Here is a 23387-nt window from a genome sequence, read left to right as displayed (position 1 = left end):
TCAGACAGCCGTTCGGTCAGCGCGAAGCCGACAACGACAAAGTGATCCGAGGGGAATTCGCCTACACGGGCGGTGAACTGCAATCCGCTTGCCTGGGGCATGACTTCGATCCCTGAAGATTATGTTGAACTGACTCATCCTGAGCAGCCCCGATTATAACCACCAGCTTCCGGAATACCAACCAACAAACCGATGGCCTGTTTTAACCAGTTCTCAGTGATGAAAACCCGCGCCTGCGACTTTTGTTGAACCCGGTGAACGGTTAACCTTGAACACCGTCTAACAACAAGAGCAGCACCATGGCACAGTACACCATTGAAATTGATGAAACTTTCGATGTCCCCAGGCGCAAGGCTTTTGCCGTTTTTGCCGACCACCACCGCTTCGGCAAACTGGTCGGCGCACCGGTCAAGCGCATCAAGGACAGCGACCAGGCAGACCCCAACGGCATTGGCTCGGTTCGCAAGATCGGCATTGGCCCGCTGTCTCTTGAGGAAACAGTACTCGGTTTTGAGCCCGACTCTCTGATTGAGTACACCATCAGCAGCATCAGCCCTTTGCGTAATCACCTGGGGCGTATTCTGTTCTCCGATGCAGGCGAAGGCAGAACGCGTATTCAGTACTCCATTCGTTTTGAGGATATTGTGCCGTTTACCGGCAAAGCGGTTCAGGTCGCGCTGGAAAAGGGATTACGCCGTGGTATCAAACGCCTGCCGTCGATGGCGTAAGCCTGTGGGAGTGCAGGCAACAATCGGTTACTTGATGAATATCAGTTAATTGACCTGAGGCAATAATTCATATTTATCAATTCTGTACTCTCCCGCGCAGTTTGCAATATCCGGCCATCAGGCATGCCTGTGGCTGAACACCTACTGTTCTGCGGGAGACCGAAATGGCGGCAGCACCGATTGCTCTCTTCGACAACGGACACCACAAGTGCCTGATGTTCGATTCCCTGGTAACCGGCGAGGGCGTGCAGTCCAACCAGTTCCTGATTGTTGATGGCAAACACGAAGCCCTGATCGACCCCGGCGGAGATCTGACCTACACCCCACTCTCCGTCGCCGCGTCCAAGTACATGAACATCCGCGATATGGACTACGTCTTCGCGTCCCACCAGGACCCGGACATCATCGGCGCCATCGACCGCTGGATTGTTCACACCCGGGCAAAAATCGTTACCTCAAAGCTGTGGGCGCGCTTCTTGCCGCACCTGGTGTCCAGCTACGTCACCAACCAGCTCAGCGGCAGCGTCTACGACCGCATCGTCAGTATTCCTGACGGCGGCGCCAATGTGAGGTTCGGGGAGACTTATCTGCAGTGCCTGCCGGCGCATTTCATGCACTCGGTCGGTAACCTTCAATTCTACGATCCAGTCTCAAAAATCCTGTTCTCAGGTGACCTCGGCGCGTCCATGGGCGGAGAAGACGACCACCAGCCGGTGAAAGATTTCGACAAACACATCCCGAACATGATCGGCTTCCACCGCCGTTACATTGCTTCCAAGAAAGTCTGTCGTCTTTGGGCCAACATGGTTCGAGACATGGACGTGTCGATGATCGTGCCCCAGCATGGCAAGCGCTTTGAAGGCCCGGTGATGATTGATCGCTTCCTTAACTGGGTCAGCGATATGGATTGTGGCATTGATCTGGTATCCCAGGACAACTATCGCCAGCCGGTGGAATACGTGTAACAACCCGGTTCCGCAGGGACGCGGAACCACCTCCCTGCAAAAGCTGCGAAATCAGGCCTGTTGCAATCCGCTCAGGTTCAGTAAAATCCGCCTTTTCACTGAACCCTAGAGGCAGCGAATATGGGCAGAGCCTACCAAAACCGCAAAGAATCCATGGCCAAAACGGCCGCCGCGAAAACCAAGGTTTACAGCAAGTACGGCCGCGAGATCTACATGGCCGCCAAGGCTGGTGGCATCGACCCGCAAGCCAACCTTTCCCTGCGCGGGCTGATCGAGCGGGCCAAAAAAGACCAGGTGCCCACCCACGTTATTGAGAAAGCCATCGACAAAGCCAAGGGTGGCGCGGGCGAAGACTATGCGCCGGCCCGCTACGAAGGCTATGGCCCCGGCAACTGCATGGTCATCGTGGACTGCCTGACCGACAACCCGAACCGCACCTTTGGCGATGTTCGCCTGGCGTTCACCAAAACCAAGTGCAAGATCGGCACCCCGGGCGCCGTGGCCCACATGTTTGATCACTGCGCCATCTTTGCATTCGCCGGCCAGGATGAAGAGGCCGTACTGGAAGCCCTGATGGAAGCCGACGTGGACGTTACCGACATCGAAAGCGAAGACGGCAAAATCACGGTATTCACCCCGAACACCGAATACGCCAAAGCCAAACAGGCTCTGGAAGCCGCGTTTGAGGGCATTGAGTTCGATGTGGACGAGATCCAGTTCCTGCCAAAAACCACCACCGTGGTAGAAGGCGACGACATCCCGATGTTCGAGAAATTCCTCGACATGCTTAACGATCTGGACGACGTACAGAACGTATTCCACAACGCAGAACTGCCGCAGGAATAACCTCTGCTGGCAAAGTGTAGTCACAGCGGCGCGACAGGGCGGAGGTAGCAGGCGTGGAAAAGCCAAAGGTTATTATCCTGAAAACAGGCTCAACCTACCCGCAGATACGGGATCAGTTTGGTGATTTCGACGCCTGGTTCCTCCGCAACCTCAACGGTGATCTTGACGTTACCGTGCTGGATGCCGTGCAAACGCCACCCACGTCTGCTCCCAACGACTGGGCTGGCATCGTCATTACCGGCTCGCCGGCAATGGTCAGCGACAAAGCGCCCTGGAGCGAAGAAACCGCCCGCTGGATAAAACAGGCCGTCGAGGCCAAGGTTCCACTTCTCGGAGTCTGCTATGGCCACCAGTTGCTGGCCCATGCCATGGGTGGCAAGGCAGACTACCATCCGAAAGGCCGCGAGACCGGCACACACACCGTACGATTGCTCGACAGCGCCAGCTCAGACCCCCTGTTCAGTCAGTTGCCGGCAGAATTCCCCGCCCACCTGACCCACAAGCAATCCGCAATTGAGCTCCCTCCGGGCGCTGTACTGCTGGCCAATTCGGCCTTCGAGCCACACCAGGCGTTCAGGGTTGGCGAACATGCCTGGGGCGTGCAGTTTCATCCGGAATTCACCGATGCAATCATGAAAGCCTACCTCGAAGTCCAATACCCGGACATCGTTGCCGAAGGCCTGGACGCCCAGAGCCTGCTGCAGGGTGTTCGTCCTGCACCTGACGCCAATCACTTGCTGAAGCTTTTCGCTGAGTACCTGAACGCCCGCACAATGACCAAATAGTCATGGAACCCGCGCGGCTGTGTGAACGTTTTGTATGTTGAATGAGTACAGATCGCTATCTACTGTACTGGAATACAACTGAGAAAGGAGCCTCACATGAACGGTATCAGACAGCACTTAAGAAAGTTCTCACTGGCCATGGCCGTACTCCTCGCGTTTGCGACCACCTTCTCCATGTCCGCCAACGCAGGCATGGTGGGTACCGGCGAGCTGATCCAGCAGCAACAGGTGGATCTGGACAGGCAACAATTGCTGGAGATGCTTGACGACCAGGGAGTGAAGGCAAAACTCCAGGAACTCGGCGTGAATGAAGCCCAGGTTGAAGAGCGCATCCAGAATCTGACCCCGACGGAACTGGCCGAGTTTGAACAACAACTGGCCGAAGCACCAACCGGCGAAGGTGTTGTCGGTATCATTGTTCTGTTCCTGCTGGTGTTCATCATAACCGATATGCTCTGCGCGACGGATCTGTTCCCCTTCGTGAAATGCATTCGCTGATCCCCAATGCAGCAGATGAACAGCCGTCTTAAATTGACTATGGCCGTCGCTCTGACGGCCATAGTGCTTCTGGCCGGGTGTGCATCAACACCAGACTGGCCTGTCTCTGCCCGGGACAACACCAAACCGGTTTACCCGGAAAAGCTGCTGGAACAGGTGCCCTTCTATCCGCAGGAGAAGTACCAGTGCGGTCCCGCCTCTCTGGCCATGATGCTGAACGCACAGGGGCTGGCGACCAATCCGGACATTCTGAAAGAGCTGGTCTACCTGCCGGGCAAGGAAGGCTCCCTGCAAGTGGAAATGGTTGCCGGCGCACGGGCCCACGACATGCTGGTGTACCGTTTGGAACCGGAACCAGAGGCCATTCTGGCCGAGGTTGAGGCCGGAAATCCGGTCCTGGTTATGCAGAATCTTCGTCTGAGCTGGTGGCCGCAATGGCATTTTGCGGTGGTGGTGGGCTACGACAGCACGGAACAGGTCTTCATCCTGAACACGGATACACGGCGCCACTATGAAATGCCATACAAGGTGTTTTACAACACCTGGAGCAAGGCTGAGCGATGGGCTGCAGTCATTCTGCCCCCCGATCAAACACCCGCAAGTGCTGAAATGCTGCCCTACCTCCAGGCGGCCCACGATCTAGAGACAACAGGCCACACCCGGGCGGCCCAGCGAGCCTACCAAACTGCCATCACGAGATGGCCCGAGCAGCCCACACCGTTAATGGCAAACGCCAACCTGCAGTACCAGCTAGGTCATTTTCAGAATGCCGTGGGCAGTTTCCTGAGGGTGGTCGAGAAGTTCCCCGGGTTCTCCGAAGGCTGGAACAACCTCGCCATCGCACTCAACGATGCAGGCTGTCCGGCTAGAGCCAGACATGCCTCCGAGTGTGCGGCCAGGCTGGCACCGAAACGGTTTAAACCGCTACAGGATGAGGCCCGATCAAACGCGGCAGATGCCGCCGCCTGCCCCCAGATTCCTGCCTGCCCCTCAAACGCCCACTAACAGGCGGTCAGAGGGATTTTCGCAGGAGCACTACGTCTTTCACGGGAATCTCCAGATCCCAGCCATAATGCTGGGCCAGCCAGCGGAATGTCTGCTCACGGTAGAACACCACATGGGTGGGATCGCGCCGATAGTGCCAGTTATCGAAACGGGCATCGTCGGTCTGGAAGCAAGTCATGATACCCAGGCAGCCTCCGGGCCGGAGCAGGCTGTCCAGCATGCGAAACACTTCGGCTGGATGATGCAGATGCTCCACAACCTCGGTACAGGTAATAACATCGTATTGCCGATCCAACGCGGCGGCGTCCGGGTAAAAGAACGGGTCATATAAAGTCATATGCAGTCCCGCTTCCTCAAGCATTCTGGCTAATGCCGGGCCAGGGCCACAGCCGAAGTCCAGCCCCTGCGCTCCGGGTTCAACATACCCCAGCAGAGGCTTGGCCAGCTTTGAAAGAAAACGCCGGTAGCCGGGATCGTCCGCATTGTTGTTGTGCAATTCATAGACGGCTCGCTCCCGGGAGCCGGACAGCCGACACTCGGAGGCCATCACCGTGGCTTCACACTGGCCACAACGGAAATACGTTTGCTGCCCCACTTCACGAAACGGCACCAGTTCAGCGTTTTCACACACCGGGCAGCGCGCTTCCTGCTGCGCGGACGATTGCGGTCTTTCGATCATGAACGTTTCAACCTGACAAAAGTTTCATTGTCATATCCGGCCATGCGGCGAATTTGTGACCGGATGCGTAAAAGCGCCCATCGTGCGCTGCCTATACTGGCACCGAACAGAGAGGAGTCGGCTTGTACCTCTTGAATGATAACAACAGTTCAATTCAAGACTAAATGCCCGGGAACTGCCCCGGCTCAGAGACCGGAACATGGAAACGTCATCTGAACTCGCACTGGAAGTGCCGATCGTCTCGGCTCGCTATGCCCGCCGTTTTGTCCGTTTTATGGAACATCGCGGTGTAAAGCGGCATACCATTCTTGCCAATACCGGCATCACCGACGACATGCTGAATAACCCGGACGCCAGCTTGTCCATGCATCAGGTCATGGATTTGCTGCGCCAGGCGGATTGGCTGATGACCGACGAGCGCGCGGCGTTCGAATTTGGCCAGCAACTGGACCTGCCCAGTCACGGCCTGCTCGGGTTCGCCATGTTGGGCCAGGAAAATCCGCGACGCCTGGTGAGCATGATCGTTCAATACCTGCGCGTTGGCCTGCCACTGATGGACATGGAACTGGAATCGACCGGCTCTACATTCCGCATCCGGCTCATCGATACCTGGGGCGTAGAGGACTTGAGACCCTGCCTGACGAAGATCTATATGGGCAGCATTCACCGTATCTCCTGCCAGGTTTGCAGCCATTTCCACTTCCAGTTTGATTTTCCGTCGTCTGCCTCACTGGAAGACTGGCAGTTGCTGGCCCCCGGGTGCGAGTTCGAATTCGATGCACCGGTTGCTCAGGTAACCATGCCACTGAAAGGTTCACCAATTCCGAAAAGCGAGGCGAACCTGGAGTTCTTGGTAGCCCGTACCCGATGCCATCGAAAACCAGGCAATCTGGAAGCCGACGAGACCGCGATGCAGGTTCGCGAACTGATCATGAGCCAGCCCGGCCGTCCCTGCACCACCGAAAACATCGCCCGGCGCCTGGACATCAGCCCGCGCACCCTGCGCCAGCATCTTGCCAGCGCCGGCACCTCTTTCAGAGAACTGCGCAACGAAATTCGTGAAAGCTTCGCCACCCTTTATCTGAAAGACACCAACGTACCGTTGGAGTCGATCTCCGAGAAGCTGGGGTTCAGTGACCAGGCCGGTTTTACCAAAGCCTATCGATCCTGGACGGGCAAAACCCCCGGCGACGTTCGGCGGCAAGCCCGCTCAAAAAAGTGAACACAGCTCACTTTTCGTTTTGACACCGTTCACGGTTTAGACAATCCCTTCGCCCCTCTCCGCTTTGAACAAAAACGGTGCCGCGACAAGCAATGACCCGCGGCACCCTCTCCCCGTCTAATAACGCTGCACTCATACGTGAACACGTATGGCAAAGGGATCTTTGCAAGTCCGATTGAGCAGTCCTTATCGGTGTTGTCTGCAACCCACTACAACAAATAACGACGTACAGAGGACGAACTCATGAAACTCAGGAACCTCAATACGAGTGTCCGCAAGCTCGGCCCCGCGATTGCCGCGGCGGCTTTGATGGCGGGAGGCGCAGGTAATGCCTCCGCCGAGCAAGTATCCACCGAGCTGGCATTTGAGTGCCCGTTTCCACTCATCGGTGATCAACCGATCCGTGCCACCATCAGTGCTGATATTCCTTCGGCAGCATCAGTGGGAGAAACGATACCGGCCTTCACCGTAGACGCGATCACCGTTGTCAACGACGATGCCCGCACCGGCCTGAAACTGGTTCAATCAGCCACTCTTGAAGGGGTTGCCACCAGCTTCAACAGCGTTACCACACCGGGCAGAACGGTAGAGCAGATCGTCACTCTTGATATACCACCGACACCGGTTCCGGAAACCTCCGGCGAATTCAATGTCCCGGCTACCGGCACTTCACCGGAATTCCTGGTTACCGCAGATGATGTCGGCGAACTGGAAATCAGGGTAGGCGCTCTGCGGCTGGACCTGATCGCGCGCACCGCCAACGGCGACATCGCACCCGCACCAATCGGCGAAATCACAACCGACTGTGTTCAGCTGCCGGATCAGAACAACCTGCTTCAGACAGTGACTGTAGGCGGAGACGTTGTTGAAACACCACGCATCAGTATTACCCCTGAAGACATCAGCTTTGGATCAGTACAGGCTGGCCTCAGTGCGCAGCAGAGTGTGACCATTACCAACACCGGCAACACCGGCCTTGGCCTCAGCAACATCTTCATTGATGGAACCGACGCCGATGTATTCACTGTCACCAATCAGTGCGGCTCCAGCCTGGCGCCCGAAGCTTCATGCGCTGTCGACGTAACCTTTGCTCCAAGCACCGAAGGTACTCGCAACGCTACTCTGACCATCGAATCTACCGATCCGGAGAACGAGTCTGTAAGCGTTCCGCTCTCTGGCAAGGGAACTCTGGCACCCACTCCGGAAATTTCGGTAACGCCGGAATCCGTTGATCTGGGTCGCGTTCTGTCAGGCACCAGCGCAACTGCACAGGTTACCGTAGACAACAACGGCAACGCTGCTCTGCAGATTGACAGCATCACCCTGACTGGCGCCAATGCGGCGGACTTCATTCAGACCAATGACTGTACAACGGTCGCCGCAGGTGAAAGCTGCACCATTGATCTGAACTACACCGCCGGGGCACCGGGTGTAAGCAACGCAACGCTTGTCGTTCGCTCCAACGACCCGGAAACTGCGGAAACCTCTGTCAGCGTCACAGCCGAGTCTTACGAGGAACCGACCGGAGGTTCCGAACTTGAGCTGCTGCTCGGTCTGCAGGGCTCTACTCTGATCAATGCAACCGGAGGCACCCTGCCGCTGAACGGTTCCATTGCCACACTGCTGGACATTGCCTCAGGCACCTTTGAAGCCGATCTGGAAGTACTGCCTACCTCTGGCAACTTCTCCATCAAACTGCTTTTCAGCAAGATCAATGCGGCAGCCAACGTGGAGTTTGAGCAGGCAGAGGTTACCACCGGCACACTTGTGAATGGCAAGTTGACCGCAAATTCCAAGCTGTATGTGAAAGTACCCAAGGTTGCCATCAAGCTTGGCTGGCTGCCAGTTCGCATCGGTGGCGGTTCCGAGTGCCAAACCCGTGAACCGATCAACATCGAACTCAAATCCGTTGAAGGCTCTAACTTCTCCCCGGCAACGGGCGGCGAGGTCAGCGGCGTCTACGAACTGGGCGCTCTGGAGAACTGCGGGCTGCTCACCAGCTTGCTCAACCAGTTCATGACTGGCCCGGGCAACACCATCAACCTTGAGCTCACTCCGCAATTCTGAGGAATTCCGGCATCGCCGGAAGCAGGTTCACGGCTGGCACTAGCTGGCCGTGAACCTTACACGCAGTAAAAACAAAATCAAAAAAAGGAACAATGCAATGAAAAGCCTGAAAAGAAATCTGCTAGCACTGGCTATCATCGGCGCGCCGTTTGCCGCGCAGGCAGAACTTAAACCAATCGACGATGCTCAGATGGGCAGCATCACCGGTCAGGCCGGTGTCACCATCGAGCTCGAAACCAAAGTAAACATTGGTGAATTCAGATATACCGATGAAGGCTCTCTCGCCATCAAGGACATCAGCATCGGCGGTGCTGGCGCCGGCTATGAAGATGAGATGTTCAAAGACATCGAGATTGGCAGAAGCCTGGCCTTCAAGGATTACACCGACCTGATCGACAATATCAAGATCGAGATCGACGTTGCCGCGGATGGCGACGCCATCATCAACGTACTGCCAATCACCGCAGCTCCTATCGATTTTGGCGTGACAACCGGTGAATGGAGCCTGCAGGGCAACACAGACTCCACGCTGCTGGCAAGCAACTTTTCAATGAGAGGTATCTTCAACAAGGTCGGCATCACCGTGGATACCGCGACCGACAAGCTGACCCTGGACACAAAGGTCGGTATTTCCGATCTGGATATCGATGTCGACTTCCTCGCGATCGGTATTCGTGACCTGCAGCTCACCAAGAATACCTATCTCGAAAAGGTTGCTGACAAAGCAACTGGCGGCAATGGCCCGACCATTCTGGATGCCGCCGCGGATATCGTTGTGGAGGTCTATAAAGACCAACGCTTCGGCAGCTCGGACGATTCTCTGGCGATTGATCTGCAGCAGTTTGACGCAGACATGAAGATTGGCCAGGTTCTGGTGGGCGGAACCAGCATCGGCTCCCTGACACTGGACAACCTCTCAGTGCAGAACACCCGCATGAGAATCTACGGTCACCAGTAATGCACCGAGGGCCCGTTCCGGGCCCTCACTCTGCCAACCCGGCGGCGCGTTTCATTTCCAGATCCAGATCGCTCTCCGCCAAGGGCTCTGAACTGATCAATTCAATCCGCGATTGTTCTCCCGGCTCACAGGGCTGAACGGTCAACGCACCTTCCACCTGATTGATCACTCGCCAGCCATCCAGGGTATGCACAACGGCCTTGAACCGCACCAGGCGTTCGTCCATCGCCGTTGCCAGAAGAGACGCCTCCGAGAATTGAATTTCCGGGTGGATGCGCCAACCCAGACTGTAATGCCCCTGACCACGGTTGGTCATCCGCTGCCAGGGCTGGTCGTCCAGAGACGGTGCCGGGGGGCGAAGATCAAGCGCAGCCCGCTGTTGATGAGCATCCGGGCTGGATACCGGCTGACGCTCCATCTCACCGTCCAGCCACTCGGGCGCCAAATGTCCTTGGCTTGTCGTGTAAACGGCACGCTTCGTCAGGGGCAGTGTGGCAACCCAGTCTTCAAACGCCGAGAGTTGCTGTGCCGTGCAAAGATCCGATTTGTTGGCGACCAGAATATCGGCAGCTTCGATCTGATCCCGGAACTGCACATTCTCAAGCACTTTCGGGTTCTCGAGTTTGCGTGGATCCACCAGAGTAATCACCGGCCCCAACGCCAGGACATCCTGATAATGCTCTCCAGTCAGGGTATCGAGAATCTGGGACGGATGGCCCAGGCCCGTGGGCTCAATCAGCAAACGATCCGGCTTGGCTCTGGCAATCAGCTGATTCAGGCCGATCTGCATGGGCAGCCCCGCGACGCAGCACATGCAGCCACCTGGCACCTCGCGCACCACCGCCCCCTCGGTCTCCAGGATGGCACCGTCAATGCCCACCTCGCCGAACTCGTTCACCAGTACCGCCCAGGTTTCCCCTTCCGGCTTCTGGCGCAGAAGGTCCAGAATGGCAGTGGTTTTGCCAACGCCAAGGAACCCGAGTATCAGGTTGGTGGGAATCGGGCGGGGAATGCTGGACATAATTCTGGCCTCAAAAACGTTATACTATAACAACATTGACCAGGCCGGGCTACGTCCCGACTATGGAGGAGTTAATGCCAAGACTGTTCTTCGGACTGGAAATTCCTGAGTCGATCAAGACCAGCCTCTTAAAGGTAAAAACTGACATTAAAGGTGCCCGCTGGCAAAGCAAAACCCAGCTTCACCTAACCCTGACGTTTCTGGGAGAGGTGGAGGCCGAACAGGTAATCCAGGCTCGGGATAACGCCAGAAAGGTGACCCATACGCCTTTTAAGCTGGAAGCCGCCGGGTTGGGTTGCTTCGGCAAGGAGGAGAGCCCGAAAATCCTCTGGGCGGGAGTCTCCCCCGAGGCAGAACTGAGGGGACTGCAACGCACCCTTGCCCAAAGGCTCATCAACGACGGCTTCACTCTCCAGAATCCCTCATTCAAACCTCACATTACACTGAGCCGCTTTCGGGCTGGCGCAGGCTCGGTGGCCGGGCTGATCGAGCACTACCAGAGGACCCGGTTTGGCAGTTGGCCGGTTCAGGGCTTTGCACTGTTTGAAAGCAGTCCAGGCCAAAGCGGCTCTGTCTATACCGTACTGGAACGCTATCCGTTAACCACCTGAAGCCTCAGGATTGCTCAAGTCGGTTTGCCTCGTAGTCCTCAATCAAGGCTCTGGCGAGAACCCAGTCCTCGTCAGCCACATGCACATTGGTAAAGCCGGCAGCGCCGATCTCGCCCAGTGCACCCTGCAGGTAATGCCCGCCTACGTGCGCCTCTATGTGATTGGCGCGCAGCAGGCCAGCAATGATGTGAGCTTCGGTAATATCCCGGGCCCGATAGGCTATTTGCAAAACAGCGCACTCCTATATGCTTAACGCTGTTTCGACTATAGTCGTCCCAATGCCCTGTGTCTCGCGCCCCAAGGATTGTCCATGCTCTGGTTTCTGCTCGCTGTCGTTACTCTTGTTGTCCTGATCACATTGCTGATCTTCCGGGTAAAGGATCTTTCCGAGTACGACGGCCAGGACTGGGTTATGAAGGAGGTTGCTCCAAACCCGGCTCATGATGAGGTCATAGAACGCATCAAGGACATGGGGCGCGCCTCCCGCGGCCTGAAAGGCAAAGCCCGGCTGATCGCCCTCCGCAATCACCTGGATAGCCTGGGTGAAGGCGTGGATATCGAATCGGACATCCGTCATCAGGATCATCCGCGTGGAGAATGGATATTGGCGCCCGGGGCCGATTCCCGCCGACGTGTGCTCTATATTCACGGCGGTGCCTGGGCTGCTGGCAGCCCTCGCAGTCACCGGGCGATTACCGACCGTTTTTCCCGGATTGCCAATGCTGCCGTTTTTGCGGTTGATTACCGGCTCATGCCCGAACACCGGTTCATGGATGGCATTCGGGACTGCCGCCAGGCCTATGCATGGCTGCTGAATCATGGCCCGGACGGCGAAGCGCCCGTCGACTTCATGGTGGTTGCCGGAGACTCGGCGGGCGGTAGCCATACCCTGTCTCTGCTGGCGTGGATTCGCGACAATGGCCTGCGGCAGGCCGATGCCGCCGTTGCCCTGTCACCCTCCACGGATCTCACGCTGACGGCGCCTAGCAATCGCGAGAATATTCGCACGGACCCACTGCTGGGCCCGGTGTTTGGTGGTTTGTCCAAAATCCCGCTGCCCGTGTTGTGGTGGGGAACACTTGCCGCGTTCAGAATCTCTCCCACCAACCCGGTTGCATCACCTCTGCGGGGTGAGCTTAACAAGCTGCCACCCGTGCTTATCCACGCAAGCACCACGGAAATGCTGCTGGACAACGCCACGCGTTACGCCGCCAAGGCAAAAGCCCAGGGTTCACCGGTGGAGCTTCACACCTGGCAGAACATGGTGCATGTATGGCACATCTTCACGCCACTTCTGCCCGAGGCAGACGAGGCGTTTGAAGACATCGCGGTGTTTCTTCAGAAAGTGGAACAGCAATAGCAGCTGGTGCCGGCGCTACTCAGCCGGCTTTCGCCTGACGTACAGCACTTTGTGGACGCGAGAAACGACCGTTCCTGCCTCATCCACAATATCGATATACCACTCCGGCAGGTACTTGTCGCCGTCAGCGGTGGCTTCGCGTATTTCATCAAGACGCGCATTGGTCAGCTCGAAGTGGGCCTTTACCACGCCCTTGCCGGGGCGGATAAAATCAATACTCGCGGACTTGTCCCACACGATGTAATCGTTGCCCAGTCGGCGCATCAGTAACAGCATATACATTGGGTCAACCATGCTGTAGAGAGATCCGCCGAAGTGCGTGCCCACGTAGTTGGTGTTGTACCAGTGCTGACGCATTTCCACCGTTGCAGAGCTGAAGTCATCAGCAATGTGAGTGACTTTAATACCTGCCCCCAGATAAGGGGCGAAAGTTGAGAGCACTCGGCGCATGGCGCCGGCACTGGCAAACCAGCGGCGAATCGTCGAATTCATGGCAACATCCAAACGGTTGAGAATCAGTTTCACGACTGTGTAGCTGGCTATCTTCTTACAGCCACACCGCGTTTTCAACGAAAATTCATACGACCGTTTGAATTTTTTAGACTGGAAACATCAAGGCTTCACATCGAACCACTGGGGATAGTTCAGCAGGCAGTACAGCGCGAGCATGTCGTATACCGCATGCCAGACCATCACCAAGGGCAGGCTGCCCCAGAACTGGTAGGCACCACCAAGAATCAGTCCAAGACCCGTTGCCACCAGAAAATAGGTAAACGACACGTAGTGCACCAACCCGAACAACACAGAGGCCGCCAGCAAGGCTGTCCAGGGCCCGGTATGCTGCAGTAGCCAGCCCTGCACCGCTCCACGGAACAAGAGCTCTTCCCCCACCCCGGCGAGCACGCACAAGGTCAGCAATACCGGCCAGCGATAACTCGCCGCGAAGCGGTAAAGGGCCTGCATCTGCGAGCCGAGATCATCAGGAAACAGCCAGGAGAGCTGGGTGAATAGCAATAGCACAAGGTAGGTGATGCCAGCGCCCAGGCTACCATAGAGCAGGGTTTCCAGCAGATTCAAGTTGTTCAGCATTAATGGAATATCGAACAACCAGATCGCAAGCCAGCCCACCAAACCAATACCGCCCTGAAACAGCAGGGCGGCGGTGGTGGATAGTTTGGCGCGACCTTGGGCCATAACTCAGTTTTCGAACAGACCCTTGACCGGGAACAGGTCGTCGTAGGCGGGCGCCTGCTTCTGGGCCTTGGCCTGGAAGGATTTCATCATGTCCGTGGGGCGGAACATGCCAGACTGCCATGTGGCCATGTAGCGGAGGCTGTCTTCTACGCTGTGATCGCGACTGAAATTGATCATTTCCTTGCAGCCGGTCACCGCCAGCGGCGAATTGGCAGCGATCTGGGCGGCAATGGACATCACGCCCTCAAGCATCGCTTCCTGAGTCTCGTATACCGAGTTCACGAAACCCAGGCGATAGGCTTCTTCAGCACCGAATTTGCGGCCCGTATAAGCCAGCTCACGCACCACGCCCTCAGGCATCAGTTTAGGCAGCCGCTGCAGCGTGCCCACATCAGCTGTCATGCCCAGCTCGGTTTCCTTGATGGTGAAATAGGCATCGGAGGTGCAATACCGGCTGTCAGCAGCGCACACCAGGTCCAGAGCCCCACCAATACAGCCCCCGTGCACGGCAGCAAGCACGGGCAGACGTACTTTCTCCAGAGAGCTCAGAGTATCCTGCAGCTGCAGTACGACTCTTCGCAGGTTCTCCGCCATACGGCCAGGATCACCACTCATGGGCACGGATTTCGGATCCGAGAACACGCCCAGATCCATGCCTGCGGAAAAGTGCTTTCCAGTGGAGGAGATCACAATCACCCGGGCATCGGTATTGGCTTCAATGTCCTGAACGCAGCGCGGCAGCTCCAGCCAGAATGCCTTGTTCATGGTATTCAGCGCCTCGGGGCGACTGAACTGAACGTGGGCGATGTGGTCTTTTACTTCAATATTGAAACTTTCGTAGTTGGCGAGTTCAGACATGATGGATCCCGTATCATCTGAGAGCATGGTTTCGTATTATTAGGGTGCACATTACCGCGAAACGAGGCACGATGGAATTCACTTTCCTTGGCACATCGGCCGGAACACCAACCCGGTCACGCAACGTCACCGGCCTGGCGCTTTGCCTTTCGGGGCCCAAACCCTGGTATCTGGTGGACTGCGGTGAAGGCACCCAGCACCAGGTGATGCGCACACGGTATTCGGTGATGCAGTTGCGCGCCATTTTCATCACCCACATCCATGGTGATCATATCTTCGGGCTACCGGGCTTGCTTACCAGCGCTTCCATGCTGGGTCGCACCGAGCCTCTGGACATCATTGCGCCGCCACAGGTACGCCGGTTTATCGATACGGTCATCGAAAACAGTGACTCCAGCCTGAGTTATCCGTTGAACTTCATCAACTCGGAAGCTCCGGGTTTTTACTGGCAGGATGACCATTTGGGTGTTACCAACGTGGCGCTTTCGCACCGGGTACCTTGCCGGGCCTACGTATTCACAGAGCGGAACCTGGAACGTCAACTCCAGAAGGAGAAACTGGTTGCTGATGGCATCGAGCCTGGCCCTGAATGGGGCGACCTGCAGAAAGGCAAAGATGTTCTACTGGATGACGGGCGCCTGCTGCGCAGCGACGACTACACCCAAATCCCGAGAACCGCGCGAAACATCATTGTCGGCGGTGACAACGACACCCCGGAACTGCTGAAAGATGCCTGCCAAGGCACCCACGTATTGATTCACGAGGCCACCTACACCCAGGATGTCGCAGACCGCGTTGGCCCCTGGCCACAGCACAGCTCGGCGCAGCAGGTGGCCCGGTTCGCGCAGGAGGCAAAGCTGCCCAATTTGGTACTCACCCACTTCAGCTCCCGCTACCAGTCCGCCCCGGGTGGCAGCCCTCATATCAACCAGCTCGCCGCCGAGGCGTTGCAGCATTACACGGGCCACCTTTTCCTGGCCCGGGATTTTGACACCTACCGTCTGGAGAAAGACTTCCAGCTACACAAAGTTGATCACAGCTAATCAGTCGCTATTCTGGCCTGGCGGCAGTACCACCCATTCAGGGTCTTCAAATTCACCCAAAGGCCGAATCTCAACAAACGGAGCGGCGCTTTTAATGATCTCCGCGATCCTCGGGTCCTTCCGGGCATCCATGGCATCGCGGTCGGCCTTGCTGTCCCAGCTGGCGATAGCGATCAACTTGTTCGGCTCACCAATCTTTCGGTGTAGTTCGGTACCACGGGCACCGGGCGCCTGCTGAATCAGCTCACTGGCCCGGACCCAGGCATCGGCATACTCCTCAGCAGAGTGCCCGTCTTTCACCGTGACCTCGAAAATATACTTCATCGCATCCTCCTCACTCCTATGGATCTTCGTGGTTCGCTGAGCCTTGCGGTAGACTGGCCGGACATTCACAGGGAAGTCACCAATGTCCGCACCGCTTGTTTTTGCCATCGTCGCCATCGCCCTGATTGGTGGCTCACTGTTTTATTTGTTCTTCTACCGCAACTGGCGACGGCGGCGCGAACTGCAACAGCCCTTCCCTGTGTCCTGGAGGCACCACCTTCAGGATAACGTGCCGCTCTATAATCGGCTCTCCGACAGCCACAAAACCCGACTGGAGAATTTGGTTCAGCTCTTTATCTCGGAGAAGGAATTCTACGAATGTGCCGGTTTTGAAATCGATGACCGGGTGCGAGTGACCATTGCCGGCCATGCTTGCCTTTTACTGCTTGAACGCGGATTTTACGAATACGATGACGTCAAAAGCATCCTGGTCTATCCCGACATCTACCGGGTAAAGGACACCGAAAGCGATGGCCTGGTGGTCAGCGCCAGTGACGAAACCCGGGCCGGAGAGGCCTGGTCCCACGGCCGGGTAATTCTGGCCTGGAGCCAGTGTGAACAAGCCATCGCCAATCCTCATGGCCCGCACAATGTGATTCTCCATGAATTCGCCCATCAGCTGGACTACCTGGATGGCACTGCGGACGGTGCGCCACCACTGAGTGGCGATGACGCTGCACGCTGGCAGGAAACCATGACCGAAGCCTGGGACCACCTGCAGCATCGGCTGGAACACCACCACAAACCCTGGCTCGATCCCTACGGCGCCACCGAGCCGGCCGAGTTTTTCGCGGTGCTGACCGAGGCCTTCTACCAACAACCGCAGCACTTGAAACGTGAACAACCTGACGTCTACGCTGCCCTGTGCCGTTTTTACCGGATCGACCCGGAGCACATGCGTGCCTGCGAGCCTTGATGATCAGCCGCCTAGGCCGTTTCCCTTGACGCCGAGACGATCCAGGTAAAGATGCAGCTCTTCCTCGCTGATATTCACGTATTCCAGTACCCGGCCATAGAGCATCACGGTAGGCACATTACGCCCGCCTAACTCCTTCTGGGTCTCACTCAGGACGTAAAGTATCGTCCGTTCCGTTTTTGTGAGACCATCCCGCGCATCGGGGATTACCTCGTCTATTCCGCGTAAACTGCTCATATTTCTGAATCCGGTAAGCTGCCCATGGAAATCAAAGTCAATTATCTCGACAACCTGAGGCTTGAGGCCAAGTTTGACGATTTTACCGTCGTCTCAGACCAGCCCGTCCGCTACAAAGGCGATGGCTCGGCGCCCGGCCCGTTTGACTACTTCCTGGCCTCATCTGCCATGTGCGCGGCTTACTTTGTAAAGGTTTACTGCAACGCCCGGGATATTCCCACAGATAACATCCGCCTGTCGCAGAACAACATTGTAGACCCGGAAAACCGCTACAAGCAGATTTTCAAGATTCAGGTGGAACTGCCGGAAGACATTTCGGACAAGGACCGCCAGGGCATCATCCGCTCCATCGACCGTTGCACCGTTAAAAAAGTGGTGCAAACCGGCCCGGATTTCCAGATTGAAGTGGTGGAAAACCTGGACGAAGACGCTCAGGCCCTGCTCACCGCCGCCCCCGGCGGCGACGGCAACACCTATATTGAGGGCAAGGATCTGCCCCTGGAGCAGACCATTGCCAACATGACCGGCATCCTCTCAGATCTGGGCATGAAGATCGAGATTGCCTCCTGGCGCAACATTGTTCCCCACGTGTGGTCTCTGCACGTGCGCGACACCGCGGCCCACATGTGCTTCACCAACGGCAAGGGTGCCACCAAGGAAGCCGCCCTGTGTTCGGCCCTGGGTGAGTTTATAGAGCGGCTGAACTGCAACTTCTTCTACAACGACCAGTACTTCGGCCAGGACATCGCCAACAGCGAGTTCGTGCACTACCCGAACGAAAAATGGTTCCAGCCAGGCCCGGAAGGCGAGTTGCCGGACGGCATTCTGGATGACTACTGCCTGAAGATTTTCAATCCGGACGGCGAACTGCTGGGCACGCACCTGTTCGACACCAACTCGGGCACGCCCGAGCGTGGTATCTGCAGCATTCCGTATGTGCGTCAGTCAGACGGAGAGACAGTTTACTTCCCCTCCAACCTGATCGAGAACCTGTACCTGAGCAACGGCATGAGCGCCGGTAATACCCTGCAGGAAGCGCAGGTACAGTGCCTGTCAGAAATCTTCGAACGGGCAGTCAAGAAAGAGATCATTGAGAACGAAATCGCCCTGCCGGATGTTCCCGAGAGCGTGTTGGCCAAGTACCCGGAGATTGTCGAAGGTATCAAGGCCCTGGAAGAGCAGGGCTTTCCGGTACTGGTGAAAGATGCCTCCCTGGGCGGTCAGTTTCCGGTGATGTGCGTCACCCTGATGAACCCCAAAACCGGCGGTGTGTTTGCTTCCTTCGGTGCACACCCCAGCTTCCACGTTGCCCTGGAACGCAGTCTGACCGAGCTGCTGCAGGGTCGCAGCTTTGAAGGTCTGAACGACCTGCCGGCGCCCACCTTCAACTCCATGGCGGTGACCGAGCCCAATAACTACGTTGAACACTTTATCGATTCCAGCGGCGTGGTGTCCTGGCGCTTCTTCAGCGCAAAATCCGACTACGATTTTGTGGAATGGGATTTCTCAGGCAGCAACGAAGAAGAAGCCGACACCCTGTTCGGCATCCTCGCGGACATGGGCAAGGAATGCTACATGGCGGTGTTCGAAGACCTCGGCGCTCCGGTCTGTCGAATCCTGGTGCCGGGCTATTCCGAGGTGTATCCGGTGGAAGACCTGGTGTGGGACAACACCAACATGGCCCTGGAATTCCGCGAAGACATCCTCAACCTGCACCGTTTGAGTGAAGAAGAACTGGCCGATCTGGTACAGCGCCTGGAAGAGGCCGAGCTGGATGTATACATGACCATCGTCACCCTCACCGGCATCGAATTCGATGAAAACACCGTATGGGGCCAGCTCACCATTCTGGAACTGAAACTGCTGATCTACCTGGCACTGGGCGAGCTTGAAGAGGCCCAGGAGCTGGTGGAGATGTTCCTGCAATTCAACGACAACACCGTTGAGCGCGGCCTGTTCTACCAGGCCATGAACGCAGCCCTGGAAGCCACGTTGAACGACGAACTGGAGCTGGATGATTACCTCTACAACTTCCGCCGTATGTTTGGCGACCCGGTGATGGATGCGGTGGTCGGGTCTATTGAGGGGTCGGTGCGCTTCTTTGGCCTGGAAGAAACCGGCATGGACCTGCGAGGTCTGGACCGGCACCTGAAGATGATCGAGAGCTACAAGAAGCTGCACGCGGCCAGGGCCCGCAAAGCCGGACTCTGACCGCTGCGGGGCAGATGCGGTGCCCTCAGGCGCCGCTATCCCGCCACTATCGTTTCAAAACCGCCATAAATCAGGCGTTTGCCATCAAAGGGCATAGGGTTCACATCGGGCTGCAGGCGTGGATCATCCATGATTTTCGGCATGGCGTGGTCCCTGATCGCCCGCGAGGGCCACTCTATCCACGAAAACACCACGGTTTCCTCCGGCTGGCACTTCACGGCCATCGGAAATGAGGTCGTTTCGCCCTCTGGCACGTCATCCCCCCAACACTCGACCAATTTCAGTGCGCCATATTCCTTGAACACCGCGGCGGCATCACTGGCGTGTTTGATGTATTTTTCCTTGTTAGCGGTTGGCACGGCAGCCACAAAACCATCGATATAGCTCATGATCTGTCTCCCTATTCAATCCTTCGGTGGTAGTTCCCGCACCGGCCGCACTTCAATGCTGCCAAAGCGAGCTGGTGGAATCCGGCTGGCCAGGTGCAGGGCTTCATTCAGGTCTCTGGCTTCCAGCAGATAAAAACCCGCCAATTGCTCTTTGGTTTCAGCAAATGGACCGTCGGATATCAAGACTTCATCATCCCGAACCTGCACGGTGGTCGCCGTGTCCGTTGGCTGCAGAGGCTGTCCGGCCACATAGTTTCCCTGTTCGGTAAGCCGCTCGACTCCAGCCACGCACTCCTGATTCAGATCATGCCATTCCTGATCAGTCATGGCGTTGATAATGCTCTCCTGGTAGTACACCAGAGCCACATACTTCATCTATCTTCCTCCCTGTACCTTACAGGCACGCTTTGGTCTGGTTACTGACCATCCATTGCACGCCAAACCGATCCTTTGTCATGCCAAACCGGTTGGCCCAGAAGGTCTGTTCAAAAGGCATGATGATCGTCCCGTCTTTTGCGAACTGGCTAAAAACCCACTCGGCTTGCTCAGGATCGTCGTACTCAAGATGCACCTGAGCGCCTTCCGGTGCCTGATAGCAATCACCTGCAGCGTCGGCCCCCATAAGCCGGCGCCCCCTCAAGTTCAGCGAGGCATGGGCCACCCTGTCGTGCCATTCCGCCGGGACCTGATCCGCTGCCGGCGTTTCCCCATAGGTGATGATGGCTTCGAGGTTTCCACCAGTAACTTCCTGATAAAACGACATAGCTTCACGACAGGTGCCAGGAAAGCCCACATGTAGGTTCATCTCCAGTGGAAGCCGGCTCAGTTCTTTGTGTTTTTCCAACCCCCTACCGGGCTCAAAATCATCCATCGTGAAGTACCGTCGCAACTCCAGCGTGACATCGCCGCTGGCATCCTCTCGGGGCCACTGTTTGGCCCAGGCGATAGCCTCCTCCAGCGACTGCACCTCCAGAATACTGTAGCCGGCAAGCAACTCTTCAGTATTCTGGAACGGCCCCTGGATGATCCGGGGCTCTCCGTCGCGAAACTCCACCCGACAACCCTCACTGCTGGGACGTATTCCGTTTCCACTCACGAACACCCCGGCCTGCATCATTTGCTCGTTGTAATCCGCCATAGCTTGCAGGATCTCCTGACTGGGTAACACGCCCTTCTCGGTGTCTGCATCCGCTTTTCGCATCAGCATGTACTTCATTATCTGCTCCTCCCTTGATTGCTTTACCAATAAGTCGCACAACAACGGAGGAAATCGACACAGGCAGACAACTTTTTTACACGGGAACACTCAATTCCCGAAGTCTGCGTTCCAGAAATCGCCGTTCCGGGGTTTGTGTCGCCAGCGCTAACGCACGCTGGTAGGCGTGAGCAGAAGCATCCACATCCCCTGCCCTGCGCAGGAGATCGGCCCGGGCGGCGTGAAACAGGTGATAGGACAGGATTTCCTTGTTGCCCACCAGCCCATCCAACAAAGCCAAACCGGCCTCCGGGCCATCACACATGGCTACGGCAACCGCGTGGTTCAAGGCGACAACCGGTGACGGGTGCTGGCGATAGAGAGCCGCGTAAAGTCGCGAAATGCGGCGCCAATCTGTTTCATTGGAATCGCCAGCGCGGGCATGCACTGCCGCTATGGAAGCCTGTAACGTGTATGGCGAAGCTGGCGTTAGCGGCAGTGCCTGTTCTAGCCACTTCAGCCCCCGGTCAATCTGGCTCCGATTCCACAGAGAACGATCCTGCTCCTCCAGCGTAACCAGATTGCCATTCTCGTCCTCCCGGGCACCGCGGCGGGAATCGTGCAGCAGCATCAGCGCGAGCAAGCCAAACACTTCCCCTTCGGGCAACAAATGAGCCAGATTCTCAGCGAGCCGAATGGCTTCATCCGACAGGCTCATGTCAGTGACCGACTCACCATCACTGCGGGAATAACCTTCATTGAATACCAGATAAATCACTCGCAACACGCCGGGCAAGCGCTCCGGCAGTTGCCGGGGCTCTGGAACCTCGTAGGGAATCCGGGCCTCTCGAATTTTTTTCTTGGCACGAACAATTCGCTGCGCCAGAGTAGCCGGCTTCTGCAACAGGGCCCGGGCGACCTGCTCGGTGGTCAAACCGCACATTTCCCTGAGAGTCAGAGCAACACGGGCATCCAGGGACAACGCAGGGTGACAACAGACGAAAAGCAGTCGTAACTGGTCGTCCTCAATGGCCTGCCAATCATCGCAGTCTGCGCCTTTTTCCTGCTCGCCTACCAGGTGAGCGTATCGTCGGGCGGTCTGTCCGCGGCGAATGTGATCAATGCCTTTGCGGTGACCGGTTCGGATAAGCCAGGCCACCGGGTTTTCCGGAATACCTTCGCCTGGCCATTGCCGAACCGCCGCCGCAAAGGCCTCTTGCATGGCTTCCTCCGCCAGCTCAAAACTGCCCAGCAGGCGAATAAGCGTAGCCATTACCTGCCGGGACTGATCCCGGTATATCCGCGCAATCGCCGGGTTATCTGCTGGCACCGTACCCTCCTGTGTGGATCACCTGCTTGCCGATCACCCGGATAGCCTCAGGCCGGCAGGTTGCGCGAAACGGGGTCTTGCCGGCCACGTCGCCATCCACCGTTACCGTCTTGGCGCGGGTGGTTTCTACGTGGCACCACTTGCCCTTGATCTGGATCACGGTGCTGGTCCGGCGCGGCGTCTTGCGGTTCAGGCGCACCATCAGAAATGCAAGTAACAGCTGCGGCAACGGGCGCGGTTTAACGGCTATGACATCCAGCAAGCCATCGTTCGCAGAGGCCTCCGGTATTTCATGGCCCCCACCGAAATAGGCCCCCGTGGCAACCGCAATCGATAGCCAGCGACCACCCAGATTAGAACGATCAGTACGAATATGGGCGTGGAACCCCCGCTGGGCGCCCAGTTGTCGGAACAGTGTGGCAATGTAACTGAATTTTCCAAAAAGCTTTTTGGTAGGTGAACTGGCCTGCCGTGAAGGCAAAGTGCCCAGGCCAATATGGGCCACGTTGAGATAGATGCGGTCATCAAACTCCGCCACATCAATCATCTCGGTGCTACCGTCCGCCACCAGACGGGCCACCTCTGCCGGTTCAGACGGAATACCCAGGTTGCGTGCAAAATCGTTAGCGGTTCCCGAAGGCAGAACTGCGAGAGTCGCGCCGGTGCGCAGGCAAAGTCCGGCCACACCGTTCACAGTGCCATCCCCACCCGCGGCCAACAATACGTCGTTGCCAGTCACCAGGCGCAGCCACTGTTCAGCCTCATCCAGCCTGCATTCGGTTACGTTCTCGATTCCCTGCTCGCGCAGATGCGGCAACCAGAAATCCGCATCCCGGCAGCCATCACCGGAACCAGGGCTATCCACCAGCCAATACGCCATATCATTCCCTCTGGAGAAAGAAACTGTCCCCTTCATTTGATAGCATGGCTGATCGATTTCTTCAT

General features: G+C 56.9%; 27 protein-coding genes. 14 read left to right on the top strand and 13 right to left on the bottom strand.

What is annotated here, in order from left to right; translation table 11 throughout:
- Positions 1-299 precede the first annotated feature (299 nt).
- The 6 genes from QPL98_RS16725 to QPL98_RS16700 all read left to right on the top strand — a co-directional run bounded on the left by QPL98_RS16725 (position 300) and on the right by QPL98_RS16700 (position 4827).
- Positions 300-728, top strand: a complete 429-nt coding sequence (locus tag QPL98_RS16725; protein WP_022992924.1) for an SRPBCC family protein — start codon at positions 300-302, stop codon at positions 726-728.
- A 164-nt stretch (positions 729-892) separates the two neighbouring features.
- The gene (locus QPL98_RS16720; RefSeq protein ID WP_278349973.1) at positions 893-1693 is read left to right on the top strand and encodes an MBL fold metallo-hydrolase; all 801 of its coding nucleotides are present in this window, start codon (positions 893-895) and stop codon (positions 1691-1693) included.
- A gap of 120 nt (positions 1694-1813) precedes the next feature.
- Positions 1814-2539: a YebC/PmpR family DNA-binding transcriptional regulator gene (locus tag QPL98_RS16715; protein ID WP_011785624.1), complete on the top strand. Its 726-nt coding sequence runs from the start codon at positions 1814-1816 to the stop codon at positions 2537-2539.
- Positions 2540-2592: 53 nt separating this feature from the next.
- A complete protein-coding gene (locus QPL98_RS16710; RefSeq protein WP_278349972.1) occupies positions 2593-3324 on the top strand; it encodes a glutamine amidotransferase in 732 nt (243 codons plus the stop codon).
- A 96-nt stretch (positions 3325-3420) separates the two neighbouring features.
- The gene (locus QPL98_RS16705; RefSeq protein ID WP_278349971.1) at positions 3421-3822 is read left to right on the top strand and encodes a PA2779 family protein; all 402 of its coding nucleotides are present in this window, start codon (positions 3421-3423) and stop codon (positions 3820-3822) included.
- 6 nt (positions 3823-3828) lie between these two features.
- Positions 3829-4827 (top strand): PA2778 family cysteine peptidase, encoded by a 999-nt coding sequence (locus QPL98_RS16700; protein ID WP_278349970.1) that lies wholly within the window; start codon positions 3829-3831, stop codon positions 4825-4827.
- A gap of 7 nt (positions 4828-4834) precedes the next feature.
- Here QPL98_RS16700 and QPL98_RS16695 read toward each other — a convergent pair whose 3' ends face one another.
- Complete coding sequence (locus tag QPL98_RS16695; RefSeq protein ID WP_278349969.1) at positions 4835-5506, bottom strand: class I SAM-dependent methyltransferase; 672 nt, start codon at positions 5504-5506, stop codon at positions 4835-4837.
- A 199-nt stretch (positions 5507-5705) separates the two neighbouring features.
- On the opposite strand from QPL98_RS16695, the gene QPL98_RS16690 reads away from it, so the two are divergent.
- The 3 genes from QPL98_RS16690 to QPL98_RS16680 all read left to right on the top strand — a co-directional run bounded on the left by QPL98_RS16690 (position 5706) and on the right by QPL98_RS16680 (position 9753).
- The gene (locus tag QPL98_RS16690; protein WP_011785629.1) at positions 5706-6728 is read left to right on the top strand and encodes an AraC family transcriptional regulator; all 1023 of its coding nucleotides are present in this window, start codon (positions 5706-5708) and stop codon (positions 6726-6728) included.
- 243 nt (positions 6729-6971) lie between these two features.
- Positions 6972-8795, top strand: a complete 1824-nt coding sequence (locus QPL98_RS16685) for a choice-of-anchor D domain-containing protein (RefSeq protein WP_199451860.1) — start codon at positions 6972-6974, stop codon at positions 8793-8795.
- A 97-nt stretch (positions 8796-8892) separates the two neighbouring features.
- A complete protein-coding gene (locus QPL98_RS16680; protein ID WP_011785631.1) occupies positions 8893-9753 on the top strand; it encodes a DUF6160 family protein in 861 nt (286 codons plus the stop codon).
- A gap of 25 nt (positions 9754-9778) precedes the next feature.
- Here the strand turns inward: QPL98_RS16680 and QPL98_RS16675 are convergent, their stop codons facing one another.
- On the bottom strand, positions 9779-10774 hold the full coding sequence (locus QPL98_RS16675; protein ID WP_014420835.1) for a GTP-binding protein: 996 nt from the start codon (positions 10772-10774) through the stop codon (positions 9779-9781).
- Positions 10775-10848: 74 nt separating this feature from the next.
- On the opposite strand from QPL98_RS16675, the gene thpR reads away from it, so the two are divergent.
- Positions 10849-11385: an RNA 2',3'-cyclic phosphodiesterase gene (gene thpR, locus QPL98_RS16670; RefSeq protein WP_278349966.1), complete on the top strand. Its 537-nt coding sequence runs from the start codon at positions 10849-10851 to the stop codon at positions 11383-11385.
- A 4-nt stretch (positions 11386-11389) separates the two neighbouring features.
- On the opposite strand, the gene QPL98_RS16665 is transcribed toward thpR, so the two are convergent.
- A complete protein-coding gene (locus QPL98_RS16665; protein WP_011785634.1) occupies positions 11390-11614 on the bottom strand; it encodes a DUF2007 domain-containing protein in 225 nt (74 codons plus the stop codon).
- Between the two features lie 81 nt (positions 11615-11695).
- On the opposite strand from QPL98_RS16665, the gene QPL98_RS16660 reads away from it, so the two are divergent.
- A complete protein-coding gene (locus QPL98_RS16660) occupies positions 11696-12745 on the top strand; it encodes an alpha/beta hydrolase (RefSeq protein WP_222448461.1) in 1050 nt (349 codons plus the stop codon).
- Positions 12746-12760: 15 nt separating this feature from the next.
- On the opposite strand, the gene QPL98_RS16655 is transcribed toward QPL98_RS16660, so the two are convergent.
- From QPL98_RS16655 to QPL98_RS16645, 3 genes are all read right to left on the bottom strand, one after another.
- Entirely contained in the window at positions 12761-13237 is a 477-nt protein-coding gene (locus QPL98_RS16655; protein WP_222448460.1) for a DUF4442 domain-containing protein, read from the bottom strand.
- A gap of 120 nt (positions 13238-13357) precedes the next feature.
- On the bottom strand, positions 13358-13939 hold the full coding sequence (locus tag QPL98_RS16650) for a CPBP family intramembrane glutamic endopeptidase (RefSeq protein WP_272998965.1): 582 nt from the start codon (positions 13937-13939) through the stop codon (positions 13358-13360).
- Between the two features lie 3 nt (positions 13940-13942).
- Entirely contained in the window at positions 13943-14797 is an 855-nt protein-coding gene (locus tag QPL98_RS16645) for a crotonase/enoyl-CoA hydratase family protein (protein ID WP_272998966.1), read from the bottom strand.
- Between the two features lie 71 nt (positions 14798-14868).
- Here QPL98_RS16645 and QPL98_RS16640 point away from each other — a divergent pair, with 71 nt between their 5' ends.
- Positions 14869-15840, top strand: a complete 972-nt coding sequence (locus QPL98_RS16640) for a ribonuclease Z (protein ID WP_153741257.1) — start codon at positions 14869-14871, stop codon at positions 15838-15840.
- On the opposite strand, the gene QPL98_RS16635 is transcribed toward QPL98_RS16640, so the two are convergent.
- Complete coding sequence (locus QPL98_RS16635; protein ID WP_022992939.1) at positions 15841-16164, bottom strand: antibiotic biosynthesis monooxygenase; 324 nt, start codon at positions 16162-16164, stop codon at positions 15841-15843.
- An 82-nt stretch (positions 16165-16246) separates the two neighbouring features.
- Here QPL98_RS16635 and QPL98_RS16630 point away from each other — a divergent pair, with 82 nt between their 5' ends.
- On the top strand, positions 16247-17080 hold the full coding sequence (locus QPL98_RS16630) for a zinc-dependent peptidase (RefSeq protein ID WP_278349965.1): 834 nt from the start codon (positions 16247-16249) through the stop codon (positions 17078-17080).
- A gap of 3 nt (positions 17081-17083) precedes the next feature.
- On the opposite strand, the gene QPL98_RS16625 is transcribed toward QPL98_RS16630, so the two are convergent.
- Complete coding sequence (locus tag QPL98_RS16625) at positions 17084-17317, bottom strand: hypothetical protein (RefSeq protein WP_219194215.1); 234 nt, start codon at positions 17315-17317, stop codon at positions 17084-17086.
- 24 nt (positions 17318-17341) lie between these two features.
- Here QPL98_RS16625 and QPL98_RS16620 point away from each other — a divergent pair, with 24 nt between their 5' ends.
- Positions 17342-19528 carry an OsmC domain/YcaO domain-containing protein gene (locus tag QPL98_RS16620; protein WP_303293652.1) on the top strand — a complete coding sequence of 729 codons (2187 nt, stop codon included), beginning with the start codon at positions 17342-17344 and terminating at the stop codon, positions 19526-19528.
- Between the two features lie 35 nt (positions 19529-19563).
- On the opposite strand, the gene QPL98_RS16615 is transcribed toward QPL98_RS16620, so the two are convergent.
- The 5 genes from QPL98_RS16615 to QPL98_RS16595 form a co-directional block, all read right to left on the bottom strand.
- A complete protein-coding gene (locus tag QPL98_RS16615) occupies positions 19564-19917 on the bottom strand; it encodes a DUF1428 domain-containing protein (protein WP_303293651.1) in 354 nt (117 codons plus the stop codon).
- A gap of 15 nt (positions 19918-19932) precedes the next feature.
- Positions 19933-20292, bottom strand: coding sequence for a YciI family protein (locus tag QPL98_RS16610; RefSeq protein WP_011785646.1), 360 nt, complete (start codon positions 20290-20292; stop codon positions 19933-19935).
- Between the two features lie 19 nt (positions 20293-20311).
- Entirely contained in the window at positions 20312-21133 is an 822-nt protein-coding gene (locus QPL98_RS16605; protein WP_303293650.1) for a YciI family protein, read from the bottom strand.
- 76 nt (positions 21134-21209) lie between these two features.
- The gene (locus QPL98_RS16600) at positions 21210-22442 is read right to left on the bottom strand and encodes an RNA polymerase sigma factor (protein WP_153741252.1); all 1233 of its coding nucleotides are present in this window, start codon (positions 22440-22442) and stop codon (positions 21210-21212) included.
- On the bottom strand, positions 22429-23322 hold the full coding sequence (locus QPL98_RS16595) for a diacylglycerol kinase family protein (protein WP_153741251.1): 894 nt from the start codon (positions 23320-23322) through the stop codon (positions 22429-22431). The genes QPL98_RS16600 and QPL98_RS16595 overlap by 14 nt, the downstream gene beginning before the upstream one ends.
- Positions 23323-23387 lie beyond the last annotated feature (65 nt).

Source organism: Marinobacter sp. ST-43 (assembly GCF_030541085.1).
Classification (GTDB): domain Bacteria; phylum Pseudomonadota; class Gammaproteobacteria; order Pseudomonadales; family Oleiphilaceae; genus Marinobacter; species Marinobacter nauticus.
This window is presented reverse-complemented; position numbering and strand designations above follow the sequence as displayed.